The sequence below is a fragment of the Sutterella wadsworthensis genome (assembly GCF_003315195.1).
GTDB classification, from domain to species: domain Bacteria; phylum Pseudomonadota; class Gammaproteobacteria; order Burkholderiales; family Burkholderiaceae_F; genus Sutterella; species Sutterella wadsworthensis.
This window is the reverse complement of sequence record NZ_QNRV01000004.1, coordinates 28640-42230: the sequence shown is the minus strand read 5'-3', so window position 1 is coordinate 42230 and position 13591 is coordinate 28640. Positions and strand designations below refer to the sequence as shown.

The 13591-nt window shown below is 57.5% G+C and carries 9 protein-coding genes; 5 read left to right on the top strand and 4 right to left on the bottom strand.

What is annotated here, in order from left to right:
- The first annotated feature begins 132 nt into the window (after nt 1-132).
- Together dcuC and DES29_RS03150 are read left to right on the top strand one after the other, a co-directional pair.
- Complete coding sequence (gene dcuC, locus DES29_RS03155) at nt 133-1401, top strand: C4-dicarboxylate transporter DcuC (protein ID WP_005430466.1); 1269 nt, start codon at nt 133-135, stop codon at nt 1399-1401.
- Nucleotides 1402-1631: 230 nt separating this feature from the next.
- Nucleotides 1632-2996, top strand: coding sequence for an L-serine ammonia-lyase (locus DES29_RS03150; protein ID WP_016474976.1), 1365 nt, complete (start codon nt 1632-1634; stop codon nt 2994-2996).
- Nucleotides 2997-3055: 59 nt separating this feature from the next.
- Here DES29_RS03150 and DES29_RS03145 read toward each other — a convergent pair whose 3' ends face one another.
- From DES29_RS03145 to DES29_RS03130, 4 genes are read right to left on the bottom strand one after another with little or no spacing between them, the layout of a single operon-like run.
- Complete coding sequence (locus DES29_RS03145) at nt 3056-4285, bottom strand: AI-2E family transporter (protein WP_050790499.1); 1230 nt, start codon at nt 4283-4285, stop codon at nt 3056-3058.
- A 38-nt stretch (nt 4286-4323) separates the two neighbouring features.
- Nucleotides 4324-5268, bottom strand: a complete 945-nt coding sequence (locus tag DES29_RS03140; RefSeq protein ID WP_005430463.1) for a LysR substrate-binding domain-containing protein — start codon at nt 5266-5268, stop codon at nt 4324-4326.
- A gap of 50 nt (nt 5269-5318) precedes the next feature.
- Nucleotides 5319-7451 carry an ATP-dependent DNA helicase RecG gene (recG, locus tag DES29_RS03135; protein WP_201638756.1) on the bottom strand — a complete coding sequence of 711 codons (2133 nt, stop codon included), beginning with the start codon at nt 7449-7451 and terminating at the stop codon, nt 5319-5321.
- A 20-nt stretch (nt 7452-7471) separates the two neighbouring features.
- On the bottom strand, nt 7472-7864 hold the full coding sequence (locus tag DES29_RS03130; RefSeq protein ID WP_005430460.1) for a Rid family detoxifying hydrolase: 393 nt from the start codon (nt 7862-7864) through the stop codon (nt 7472-7474).
- 1203 nt (nt 7865-9067) lie between these two features.
- On the opposite strand from DES29_RS03130, the gene DES29_RS03125 reads away from it, so the two are divergent.
- From DES29_RS03125 to DES29_RS03115, 3 genes are all read left to right on the top strand, one after another.
- Nucleotides 9068-11053: a fumarate reductase flavoprotein subunit gene (locus DES29_RS03125; protein ID WP_005430458.1), complete on the top strand. Its 1986-nt coding sequence runs from the start codon at nt 9068-9070 to the stop codon at nt 11051-11053.
- 19 nt (nt 11054-11072) lie between these two features.
- Nucleotides 11073-11924: a fumarate reductase iron-sulfur subunit gene (locus DES29_RS03120; protein WP_113854431.1), complete on the top strand. Its 852-nt coding sequence runs from the start codon at nt 11073-11075 to the stop codon at nt 11922-11924.
- Nucleotides 11925-12131: 207 nt separating this feature from the next.
- Nucleotides 12132-13529 carry an aspartate ammonia-lyase gene (locus tag DES29_RS03115; protein WP_005430455.1) on the top strand — a complete coding sequence of 466 codons (1398 nt, stop codon included), beginning with the start codon at nt 12132-12134 and terminating at the stop codon, nt 13527-13529.
- Nucleotides 13530-13591: the final 62 nt, after the last annotated feature.

Here is a 13591-nt window from a genome sequence, read left to right as displayed (position 1 = left end):
CGCAGTTATTACAAAAAAATGTGGTCTACCACGCGTATCTACTAGTCCTGAAGTATGCAAAACCGTGCATAATGAACTCGCCTAATAATAAATAATTAGATACAACATTTCTTCCATCAAGGAGATCTCGCCATGGGTATTACCGAATGGGTTGCCGTATTGGTGATATTTGCAGTCGTGTACTGCCTTATCAAACGCTATGAAACACGCCTTGTGCTGATTGGCTCCGGCCTTCTGCTCTGCTTGATTTCATGGAACCTCGTCGGCGGCCTGAATGCCTTCGCCAAATCGATGACCAACGCCTCGCTGGTGATGGCCATCTGCGGCTCGATGGGCTTTGCTTTCGTTGCTAAGTACACAGAGGCTGACCGCTCGCTCGTTCACTACCTCTCCGCGCCGATTCGCGGTCTTGGCATCTTCCTCGTTCCGGTCTGCACGGCGATTACCTTCTTCGTTAATATCGCCATCCCGTCAGCTGCCGGCTGCGCGGCAGCCGTCGGCTCCACGCTGATTCCGGTGATGCTCCGCGCGGGCATCAAGCCTGCCGGCGCCGCTGCTGCGGTGCTTGCCGGTACGATCGGCTCATACCTCTCGCCGGGTACGTCCCACAATCCTTACGTGGCAAACATGGCGCACATTGACGTGATGGAGTTCATCGGCTTCCATGCGCCGTACTCGATCATGATCGGTGCTTTCGGCGTGATCGGTACGCTCATCATGTGCATCCTGCTGGGTGACGGCAAGGGCGACAAGAACGCCAAGATTGATGAGTCCAAGGCACAGAAGACGGACGACTTCACGCCCAATCCCATTAAGGCGCTGGTTCCGCTCGTTCCGATCACCATTCTGGTTGTCGGCAACCTCTGGTGCCCGTTCATCAAGATGGGCGTGGCGCAGGCCATGGTGCTCGGTGCGGTGATCGCGCTGGCGGTTGCTCGTCCGAATCCCGAAACCTTCACGAAGGAATTCTTCAACGGCTGCGGCAAGGGCTATGCTGACGTGATGGGCATCATCATTGCTGCGGGCGTGTTCGCTGCTGGTCTGCGTGAAGCCGGTTTGATCGATGTCTTTGTGCAGTCGCTCAAGGAATCCAATGAGATCGCCCGCTGGGGCGGTTCGATCGGCCCGTTCATCATGGGTGTGATCACGGGTTCAGGCGACGCGGCTACGCTGGCCTTCAATGAAACGGTTACCCCGCATGCTGAAGACTTCGGCATGTCAATTCAGGGTCTGGGCGGTCTCGCGTTCCTTGCTGGTGCTGCCGGCCGTACGGCCTCTCCGCTTGCCGGCGTGACGATTCTCGTCTCCGGTATCGCTATGGTCTCGCCGATCGAAGTGATCAAGCGCACGGCTCTGCCGATGCTGGCTGCGACCATCGTCTGCGCGCTGATCATGGTTTAATGCCTGCGCAATAGCGCTCGAACGTCAGGGCGGCAGTTCCGCCGCTCTTGACGTGATGGTCCAAAGCAAAAGCCCGTTTGCGGAAATTCTTTTCCTCGGACGGGCATTTTTTTGGTATACGAACATGCCGTTCTCATGGACTGTGTGCCGCTTGATACACTTTCCGACCGCCGGCGGGCAATCCTGCCGGCTATGTGCTTCACAACTCTTCAAATCTCCAAGATTCCGCCATGATCAGCGCCTTTGACATCTATAAGATCGGTATTGGTCCCTCGAGCTCACACACCGTTGGGCCCATGAAGGCCGGTGCTGCTTTTCTCAGCGAGCTCGTTGAGAAAAATCTGCTAGAGCAGACGGCGCGCATTCAGGTGGATGTCTACGGGTCACTTTCGCTTACCGGCCGCGGTCACCATACAGACCTCGCTGTCATCCTCGGGCTGGAAGGCTATTTGCCTGAGACCGTGCCGCTCGAAGAGATTGCTTCAATCATCAAGCGGGTGGAGCAAGACGAACGCATTGATCTTGGCCGCCGCCATGAAGCGGCGTTTCTCAGGGCTTCGGGGCTGGTCTTTCATGCGGAATTTCTGCCTAAACATGAAAACGGCATGAAGATTTCTGCCTGGGATGATGCCGGCAGACTGCTCTATTCGAATACCTACTATTCGATCGGAGGCGGCTTCATCGTTGATGATGAGCACTTTGGTTTGGAGCCGCAGGCCGAAAAGCCCGTGCCTTACCCCTATAAGAATGCTGCGGAACTGCTTGCCGCCTGTGAAAGAACGGGGCTCTCCATTTCCAGTCTGGCGATGGAAAACGAATTGGTGTTTCATACGCGCGAAGAAATCTACGCGCACTTTGCGCGAATTCGCGAAGTGATGGAAGAAGCCATTGCGCGAGGCATTCATACTGAAGGGCTGCTGCCCGGTCCGCTGAGAGTGCAGCGCCGTGCCCCATCACTTAACCGTGCGCTCGAATCGACCGCACGTCTTTCCGTGGATCCTATGGCGGTGCTCGATTGGATCAACATGTTTGCGCTTGCGGTGTCTGAAGAAAACGCTGCCGGCGGCCGTGTGGTTACAGCGCCCACCAACGGAGCCTGCGGCGTGATTCCGGCAGTGCTTGCGTACTGGGCGAAGTTTATCGGCGAGCCCAAGCCCGAACCCTGCCTGCGCTTCTTTCTGGCTTCAGCTGTAATAGGCGGACTCTTCAAAAGAAACGCCTCCATTTCCGGTGCAGAAGTGGGCTGCCAAGGGGAAGTGGGGGTTGCTTGTTCGATGGCGGCAGCCGGTCTTGCAGAAGTGATGGGCGGTTCGCCCTCGCAAGTGGCAATGGCTGCCGAAATCGGCATGGAGCATTCGCTGGGACTCACCTGTGATCCGGTGAACGGTCAGGTGCAGGTGCCCTGCATCGAACGCAATGCCATTTTTGCCGTTAAGGCTGTTAATGCCGCTCGTATGGCGCTTCGGCGCACGAGTGCACCGCGCGTGCCGCTCGATGAAGTCATTAAAACGATGTATGAAACCGGCAAGGACATGAACGCCAAATACCGGGAAACGAGCCGCGGCGGACTCGCGAAAATTCTGCGCTGCGAGTGATTCGGCTGCGCTTTCATTCTTGCGGCGGCTTCTTAAGCCGCCGCAGTGCTTCGTGAGGCTTAAAGCTTTTCGCTGTCCGCGGCCGCAGGCTGTTCCGCCGCAGAGGCTTGCTCCGCAGCATTGGCTAGCGCAATGACCGGGCGCTTAAGCCAGGCCGAGAAGAGCGCAATGCCGACGGCAAGCAGAAGCGGCCCGAGGATGAGGCCGAGGAAGCCGAAGGCGAGCACGCCGCCGAATACGCCGAGAAAGATGAGCGCGATCGGCATTGAAGTGCCGCGGGCAATCAAGAGCGGCTTGATGAAATTGTCTACGCTTGAGACGGCAAGTGTTCCCCAAAGAACGAGAAACGCCGCCATGCCAAGTTCCCCTTTGCTCCAAAGCCAGACGGCTGCCGGCAGCCAGATGAGCGGAGGGCCGATTGGAATGACAGACAGCACGCAGACGGCAAAGGACAAGATGAGTACGCCCGGAACTCCCGCAATCCAAAAGCCGATGCCGGCAACGAGTCCTTGACCAATGGCAGTGCCCACGATTCCGAAGACCACTGAACGAGTGGTGTTGACGAGAATCTTGGTGATTTCTTCGGCAATTCCGCCCGAAACGCGTTCAACCACGGCTGAAATGCGGTCGGCAAACCACGAACCGTCGCGATAGAAGAAGAACACGATGAAAGTCACAAAGGCGAGCTGCATGACGCCCGAGCCGACATTGACTGCGGCGTTAAGCACCCACGTGGAAAGCGGCTCGAGAATGCGCTGCATTGTGTGCGCAAAGGTCTGCGGATCGATGGCTGAAACGAGTTCTCCGTAAAGCCAATCGCCCGCATAAGGGATGCTCTGCACGGCCTGGAGAATCGGCAGCGGGTCCTTAAGCCAGGCCGCTGCGGCCTGCACCCCGCGAGGCACCTGCTGAGCCAAGGCGACGAGCAGGAAGGAGAGCGGGATGAGCACCAGCACCACAATCGACAAAACCATCACCGAGGCTGCGGCGGTAGACGACTGCCGCATGCCGCTGCGCAGTTTGTTGAAAACCGGCCAGGTTACGACTGCAAGTACGGCTGCGATCAGAATGGCCGTCAGGAACGGTTCGAGCACAAGGTAGCAGCCGACGGCCACCACGACCATAAAGACGATCCGAATGATGAGGTCGATGCGTTCCGTGAAGCCTTCTGAAAACCGTTTGGGAATTTGAGCGACGAAATCGCCGCGCACTCGCTTGGCGGCAGCAGATCGAGCAGTGCTCCTTCTTCGTTCTGCTGCGCCGGGGGCCGGCTGCTGGTCATCGGTCATGGCGGATTCCTTGGTTTGAGTGCTCGAAGCCGTCGAGATCAGCGCAGAAGTGCGGGTTCGTTAAGCGGCACGCAGCCATTCAGGCGAAGCTTCTTCATCTGCTCGCGCAGTGCGTCCACCGCCGCCATGCGGGTGAAGCTCTTGCGCCAGACGAGCACAACGCGGCGCGTCGGCGTGGGATTCTTGAACGGAATGATCTTTACAGTGTTGGAAAGCCCCGCAAGATAGGGCACGGCCGACGACGGCAGCACGGTGATGCCCAGGCCCTGAGCGACCATGTGGCAGATCGTCTGCAGACTAGAGCCTTCAACGGTGCGCTGCACAGTGGAGGCCGAAGCCTGGAAGCGCGCCATGGTGGGGCAGATGCCGAGAATTTGATCACGGAAGCAGTGGCCGGTGCCGAGCAGGAGCATCGTCTGGTCTTTGAGCTCATCGGGACCCACATAGGAGCGGTTCACCCAAGGGTGATGCGCGGGTACGGCCACGACCATGTTCTCTTCATAGATCTCTTGGGTCATGAAGCCTGTGTCGGAGAGCGTGTTGGCGGTGACGGCCACATCAATCTGCCCCGAGCGAAGCTTGTTGAGCAGCTCAGAAGTGAAGTTCTCTTCAAGGAAGAGCGGCATTTTGGGCGTGGCAACGGTCATCGCACTGATGAGCTCAGGCAGAAGATAGGGCGCAATCGTATAAATCACGCCGAGGCGCAGCGGTCCCGAGAGCGGATCCTGACCGCTGTGGGCAATGTCGATGATGCGGCGGCTTTCTTCGAGCACCTTCTGGGCTTGAGCGATTACTTGAGAGCCGATGGGCGTGACGGCAATGTCGTTCGAACGACGTTCGAAGAGCGTGACGCCGAGTTCTTCTTCGAGCTTTTTGATAGCTACCGAGAGGGAAGGCTGGCTCACGCAGCAGCTTTCTGCGGCGCGGCCGAAGTGCCGCTCCCGCGCGACAGCGATAACGTATTTCAGTTCAGTGAGTGTCATGATGGAAATGTTGGGAAGGTGTTAAAAAATCAGTACTTAACCAGCTGCAGTCAAGCTTTTAAGAGCTCCGCTTTAGCGGAAAACCACCTTGCGGCGTGGCGCGCGGCCTGCTCGGGGTATTGCTTGAGCATCAGGTCGGCCGTGCGTGATGCTGTCTCAACGAGCTCAGCGTCGGAATCCAGATCGGCAAACTGAAGCATGGGCATGCCGGACTGCTGTTCACCGAGAAATTCCCCCGGACCGCGCAGCTCGAGGTCGCGCCGGGCAATTTCAAAGCCGTCATTGCTTTCTCGGATGATTTTCAGGCGTTCTTTGCCCGTTTCGGAAAGATTGCCGTCAAAAAGCAGAACACAGGCGGCAGCCCCGCCGCCGCGGCCGACGCGTCCTCGAAGCTGGTGAAGCTGAGCAAGGCCGAAGCGCTCTGCATGCTCAATAATCATCAGAGTGGCGTTGGGTACGTCGACCCCCACTTCGATCACTGTTGTGGCGACTAAAAGCTCAATGCGCCCGGCGGCAAAGTCCGACATCGCTGCTTCCTTTTCAACTGCGCTCATTGCGCCGTGAAGGAGACCCACGCGAACGTTCGGAAGTCTGGCTGCAAGCTCTTCGGCGCATCGCGACGCAGGCGTCAGGTCCAGCATTTCGCTTTCTTCAATCAGCGGACAGACCCAGTACACCTGCCGTCCTTTGCTGACGGTATCGTTGACAACGGCGAGAACGGCATCGCGTCGGTCCAGACGAACGAGCTTGGTGGCAACGGGGGTTCGGCCCGGCGGAAGTTCGTCGATCACGGATACATCAATGTCGGCGAAATAGCTCATTGCCAGCGTGCGCGGAATGGGCGTAGCAGAAAGCATCAGAAGATGCGGACGGCGTCCGTCCGGCATGAGACGCGTGAGTGCTAAGCGCTGCTCGACGCCGAAGCGGTGCTGTTCGTCGACAATCGCGAGGCCGAGTGCCTTAAAGGCAACGCCCTCTTGAATGAGCGCATGCGTGCCGATAACAAGCTGAGCCTCGCCGGACGCGGCAGCGGCCAGCGCGGCGGCTTTTTCCGAGGCTTTGAGGCGGCCGGTAAGGCGCACGATTTTTACGCCGAGGGGCTCAAGCCAGCGGGCGATTTTCTCCAAATGCTGGTCGGCCAGAATTTCCGTCGGCGCCATTAAGGCTGCCTGCCGTCCGGCTTCAATCGCGCGAAGCGCCGCCATGGCGGCAATGACGGTCTTGCCGCAGCCGACATCTCCCTGAACCAAGCGGTGCATGGGACGAGGCTCGGCAAGATCGTGCGCGACTTCATCCCACACGCGCGTTTGGGCCCGTGTGAGTGCGAAGGGCAGCGCATTGAGAAAGGCTGTCGTGAGCTTTGCGGCCGAATCGGTGAGTGCTGGGGCACTTTCCTGCCCCACGGCTGCGCGCAGTTGTTTAAGCGTGATCTGCTGGGCCAGCAGCTCATCGAATTTAAGCCGCTGCCAGTGCGGATCCGTACGGTTCATCAGCGGTTCGTGGGGCGCATCGGCAGGCGGATGGTGCAGGTATTCAAGCGAAGCTTTGAGACCGGGCAGCTGCAGCGCTGCGGCAACTTCCGCCGGCAGCGGATCATCCATCCCCATTAGATCGAGAAGCGCACGGTTGATACGCTTTCTCAGCCAGGTTTGCTGTACCCCTTCGCCGAGCGAATAAACCGGCGTGAGTGACGAAGGAAGCGCATCTTCACCGGCCACGGGCTTCTTGAGTTTGGGATGAATGAGTTCAAGTCCGCCGGAATAGGCCGGACGAGGTTCGCCGAAGGCCCGCAGCGTCGTCCCTATTGTGAGCAGCGAGCGCGTCGTCGGGTAATAGTGGATGAAGCGCAGCGTCACCCTCCCGGTCTGATCAGCGAGTTCAGCCACCAGCTGCGGACCGCGGGCCGTTGAAATGGTGCTCGAACGCACCACTTCACCCTGAATTTGAGCCGTTTCCCCCGCCCGCAGGAGACCGATCGGATCAATGCGGGTTTCGTCCTCATAGCGCAGCGGAAGATGCAGCACGAAATCCCAGTCGGAGACAAGTCCTAAGCGCTTGAGACGCACCGGCAGCGGGTCAAGCTTGCCGCTCTTGATCTCGCCCGCAGGACGAGAGCCTCCTCGGCGCTCAGAGGCGGCTGAAGAGGATTCGGCGGCAGGCCGGGCATAAGGACGCGGCGGCATGGGTGCGGGGGCCTTCACGCTCAGAAGGGCTGACCGATGCGATCAACGATTGCCTCAATTTCAACGAGGCCGCCCTTCGGGAGCGCCGCCACGGCAAAGCAGGAGCGGGCAGGGAACGGCGCCGGCACAAAGGTTTTCATGGCTTTGTTGACGGCGTCGAAATTGGCCATGTCGGTAAGGAAGATCGTTACTTTGACGATATCGGCCATCGTGAGACCGGCTTCCGTGATGACTGCGCGCAGATTCTTGAAGGCCTGCGTTGCTTGTTCTTCAATGCCGTCAGCCAATTTCCCCGTGGCCGGATCAATGCCGAGCTGCCCTGAGCAGTAAAGCGCAATCTGCGTGAAGGCGCCCTGGCTGTACGGACCAATGGCGGCGGGAGCGTAATCAGTCTGAACGATACGGTTGGCCATTTGAGTTCTCCTCTTGTAGGTGCTTCCGAGAGCATCTAGGAAAAAAGTTCTGATGCTTGATTCTATCGATTTTGGGGAGTTAATAGAGGTCCTGGTTATGAATGTTGTTAAGCACAAACTATTTATGACCCATGATGCGATCTAAGTGAAATGTCGAAAGGCATATCTCGTTAGGGTTTTCCGAAGAGATTTATAAAATGTATTTCTAAAAATAATTTATTAATATTTAATTAGAAGTGAAATTTGAAGAAATATAGGTAAAAAGACTTATATTCGTAAAGCAAAACCGAACAATATGTTCGGTGAGTTATACTATGGTGTTATTAACGTAAATACCTACCTACAATAGAGTGCCAATGCTTTAGATCCCTTCTATCTGTAATAGAGACTTAAAGATTTTATTATTTATATGAAATAAAAGGAATAAAACAGAATTTTTCTGCATTCGACAGAACAAAAGCTTCGCTTTAAAAGTCAGGCTTTATTAGGGGTTTATACGAATATTCTAGGGATAGGTCGACGGCTAAACTGCGCGCCGACGACTCAATACTTATCCGTTAGAAATAGATCAGAAGGCCAAGGGAAATCCACGGGTTCTTTGCGTTGGAATAAGCAATTAACGCAGTCTGAACGTAAAACACTGTGGTTCCAGATGCAACAGGTTGTTAGACTTCTAAGTAGAAGAGCTTAGAGACCCAACAGTTTTGTGCAGACCGTTCAGGATCCGTTTGCCGGAAAAAAGATCGGGTTGCCGCAGAAACGCCGTCAGGAATGGCTTCGGATGCCTTTAGTTTGACTGAGCCGCTCGAAGGAGAACAGCGACTCAGGTGAATTGGGTGCAGATGTTTTCATCCCTCCCTAAGCGTCTTCCGGGTTCTAGCCGCGGGGCTTCATCATGATGCCTCGGGTTTTGATGTCCTCCTTGGGTGCGAGTCCCAGAAACGGAACGTCGACAATGCGCTTTAAGACCTGTATAGGAAGTTTTCCCCGCTTCCAATACAGAAGTTCCGTTCAGACGAACGCGGGCAGATGCGGCGGCGGCGGCGAAAACCAACGGGAATAGGCTCAAAAAGCCGGAGCGGTTCTGCGAACGGCCTCGAAAGAAGGCAGGCGCAGGGCTTCTTAGAAGACTGGGCGGATGCGCAGACAGGAGCTGCGTTCCGATCCTCCCGCCCAATAGGCGGGATTTCCGAGGAAAAACTCATGAAAATCATTTACACCGACGTGCTGGTCATCGGCGGCGGCCTTGCTGGACTCCGCATGGCTGTTGCTGCCAAGCGCCGCGGTCACGACTCGATCGTCCTTTCCCTCGTTCCGCCGAAGCGCAGCCACTCCAAGGCCGCTCAGGGCGGTATGCAGGCATCGCTCGGCAACGTGATCAAAGGCTTGGGCGACAATGAAGACGTCCATTTCGGCGATACGGTCCGCGGTTCGGACTGGGGCGCTGATCAGGAAGTCGTCCGCATGTTTGTGAACACCTCGCCCAAGGCTGTGCGCGAACTCGCCGCCTGGGGCTGTCCCTGGAGCCGCATCACCCCGGGCGACCGTCAGGTGATCATCAACGGTGAAAAGGTCACGATTACCGAACGCAAGGAAGCAGCGGGTCTCGCCAATCAGCGTGACTTCGGCGGCACGAAGAAGTGGCGTACCTGCTACGTCTCCGACTGTACCGGCCACGCCATGCTCAACGTGGTGTCCGACCGCCTCATCGCAGAAAAGGTTCCGGTGATCGAACGCGTTGAAGCGCTTCGTCTGATTCACGACGGCAAGCGCTGCTACGGCGCTATCGTCCGTGACCTGATCACGGGCGAACTGATGGCCTACGTGGCCAAGGCCACTGCCATCGCCACCGGCGGTGCCGGCCGTATCTACCGCGTCACGACGAACGCGGTCATTTGCGACGGCGTGGGTTACGACCTGGCGCTCACCACCGGCGTTGCCTCGCTTTCGAACATGGAAGCCATTCAGTTCCACCCGACGGGCATTTTCCCGGCCGGCATTCTGGTGACGGAAGGCTGCCGCGGTGACGGCGGTCTGCTCCGCGACGTTGACGGCTACCGCTTCATGCCGGACGTGGAACCGGAAAAGAAGGAACTCGCCTCCCGCGACGTGGTTTCCCGCCGCATGGAAGAACGCATTGCCATGGGCAAGGGCGTCAAGACCAAGTACGGCGAACACCTCTGGCTCGACATCACGCTGCTTGGCGAACATCACATCAAGCATAAGCTTCGTGAAGTTTACGAAATCTGCCACTACTTCCTCGGCGTTGATCCGACGAAGGAATGGATTCCGGTTCGTCCGGCCCAGCACTACACGATGGGCGGCGTCCGCACGAACCCGACCGGCGAATCTCCGCAGCTCAAAGGTCTCTTCGCTGCCGGCGAAGCCGCCTGCTGGGATATGCACGGCTTCAACCGCCTCGGCGGCAACTCGGTTGCTGAAACCGTCGTCGCCGGCATGATCGTCGGTGAATTCATCGCCGACTTCTGCGAAAAGCCTGAAAACGGCATCGACATCCCGACTTCGATCATTTACGAGTCGCTCGCCAAGGTTCAGAACGAACTCAACGGCTTCATTAAGTGCACCGGCAATGAAGACGCCGTCAAGCTGCGCACCCGCATGCAGGAAGTGATGACGACCAAGATCGGCATCTTCCGCCGCGGCAAGGATATGGAAGAAGCGGTGACGGAGCTCGAAGAACTCTACAAGCGCTCCTTCAACATCCCGGTCAAGGACGTCGTGGGCAACAACCCCGAGCTCGTCTATGCCTACCGCACCCGCTCGATGCTGCGCGTCGCTCTGACGGTCGCTTACGGCGCTCTCAATCGTCAGGAATCCCGAGGTGCTCACTACCGTGAAGACTTCTCGGTTCGCGATGACGTCAAGTGGCTCAACCGCACGATTGCGACCTGGAAGGACGGTGATACGCTGCCGACTCTTTCGTATCAGCCGCTCGACATCAGCAAGATGGAACTTCCCCCGGGCTTCCGCGGCTACGGTGTGAAGAACTACATCGAGAACCCCGAATCTGCCAAGCGTCAGGCTGAAGTTGATGCTATCCGTCAGAAGATGGAAGCCGAAGGCAAGGATCGCTGGGCCATTCAGGACGCGATCATGCCGTATCAGCACCTGCTGCCCAAGCGCCTGCTGGGCCGCAACGAACGCATCGACGAACCGCTGAACGACTAATTTGGAGCTGGTAACAAAAATGACCCAAGAAGCTCAGAAGACCCCGGCGGCTCCCGCCACCCCGGCCGCTCCCGCTGCTAAGAAGCAGCACCGCATGCTCAAGATCAGCATCCTGCGCTACAACCCGCAGGATCCTGACAGCGTTCCGCACATGCAGACGTACGAGCTCCAGGAATCGGACTCGATGACGCTCTTCATTGCGCTCAACGATCTGCGCAACGAGCAGGATCCGACCCTGCAGTTCGACTTCGTTTGCCGCGCTGGTATTTGCGGCAGCTGCGCCATGCTGATCAACGGCAAGCCCGGCCTCGCCTGCCGTACGCTTACCAAGGATCTTCCGACGGAATTCACGCTCGCCCCCTTGCCTGCGTTCGAACTCATCGGCGACCTTTCGGTCAACACCGGCAAGTGGATGCGCAACATGTCCGAACGCATGGAAACATGGGTTCACATGAAGAACGAGGAAATCGACCTTCGCAAGAAGGAAGTGCCGATGGACCCGCAGCTCGCCGAAGACATTTACGTTCTCGACCGTTGCGTGGAATGCGGCTGCTGCATTGCCGGCTGCGGTACGGTTCGCGTCCGTCCGGACTTCATCGGTGCTGTGGGCATCAATAAGATTGCCCGCTTCCGCCTTGACCCGCGCGACGAACGCAACGACGCTGACTACTACGAAGTGGTCGGTGACGAGTCCGGCGTGTTCGGCTGCATGTCGCTGCTCGCCTGCCATGACTTCTGCCCGAAGGATCTGCCCCTTAAGACGCAGATCGCCTTCATCCGCCGCAAGATGGCTGAGCAGGGTATGGGGAATTACGATAAGGTCCTGCCGACGCAGAAGAAATCTATTCCCATCAAGCCGATTACGCAGTAATATTTAGTTATTCGGTAGGTGCCCGAGCTCTGATAAGCAGATTCCCTTAGCTTGAAGAGCTCGGAACCGAAAGAAAACACCTTTTGATTCGGTGGACCAACGAGTTTCTACTTAGAAATTCGACTGAATCCAAAGGTTCAACACAAAGCGGATGAAAGCGGACCCAAACGCAGAAATCTCGCTTAGGACATATTGAGGAGCATATACATGTCCCGTATTGAAAACGACTTCCTTGGTTCCCTCGAGATCCCTGATGACGTCTACTACGGCGTCCAGACGATGCGCGGCAAGCAGAATTTCCACATCACGGAAATGCCGATGTCGCAGGAACCGTTCTTTGCCATCGCCTTCGCTTATGTGAAGAAGGCCGCTGCGCTCACGAACAAGGAACTCGGCACGATCCCGGCTGATGTTGCCGATGCGCTCGTGTGGGCTTGCGACCAGCTCATCGCCGGCAAGTACAACGATCAGTTCGTCACTGACTGGCTCCAGGGTGGTGCCGGCACGTCCACGAACATGAACTGCAACGAAGTTATCTGCAACCTCGCTTGCGAACACCTTGGTCTCGCAAAGGGTGACAAGAAGGTCTCCCCGAACGACCACGCCAACTTCGGCCAGTCGACAAACGACACGTATCCGACGGCTCTTCACCTCTCGCTGATCCTTCGCTCCAACGTCCTCGTGAAGGCCGTTGAGGACCTCGTCGCCAGCTTCTACAAGCAGGCAGAAAAGACGAAGGATGTCCTCAAGATGGGCCGTACCCACCTGCAGGACGCCGTTCCGATGTCCTTCGCTCAGGAATTCCACGGCTGGGGCACCACGATCGGCGACGAAATCAAGACGATCCGTGAAGCTCAGGAACACCTCAAGGTCGTGAACCTCGGCGCCACCGCCATCGGCACGACGGTTACCTGCCATCCGGAATACCCGGCCAAGGCTGTCAAGCGCCTCGCTGAACTGACGGGCATCCCGTTTGTCAACAGCGATGACCTGATCGCCGCCACGTCCGACTGCGGCGCCTATGTCGCCCTCTCGTCGGCCTGCAAGAGCCTCGCCGTCAAGCTCACGAAGGTCTGCAATGACCTGCGTCTCCTGGCCTCCGGCCCGCGTACCGGCCTTGGCGAAATCGTTCTGCCCCAGCTCCAGCCGGGCAGCTCGATCATGCCGGGCAAGGTCAATCCGGTTATCCCGGAAGTGACGAATCAGGCTGCGTTCCTCGCCATCGGTCTCGACACCTCCGTCATGCTTGCCGCCTCCGCCGGCCAGCTTGAACTGAACGTGATGGAACCGGTCATCTCCTTCGCTCTGTATATGCAGATGAAGGTTCTGACGAACTCCTGCAACGCTCTGCGTGAAAAGTGCATTGACGGCATCGTTGTCAACGCCAAGCACTGCGAAGACCTCGTGATGGGCTCGCTCGGCATCATCACGGTTCTCAAGCCCCACTTCGGCTACAAGCCCTGCGCGAACATCGCTCGCGAAGGCTTCCTCACCGGCAAGTCCCTGCATGAACTCATCGTCGACGAAAAGAAGATGCTCACGCAGGAACAGTGGGACAAGGTCTTCACGCACGACAACCTGATCAACCCGAAGTTCGAACAGTAATCGGGTGACGTCCGGACGCAAGATCCGGAAATAGAACACTGCGGTCGCTCCTAGCGGAACGG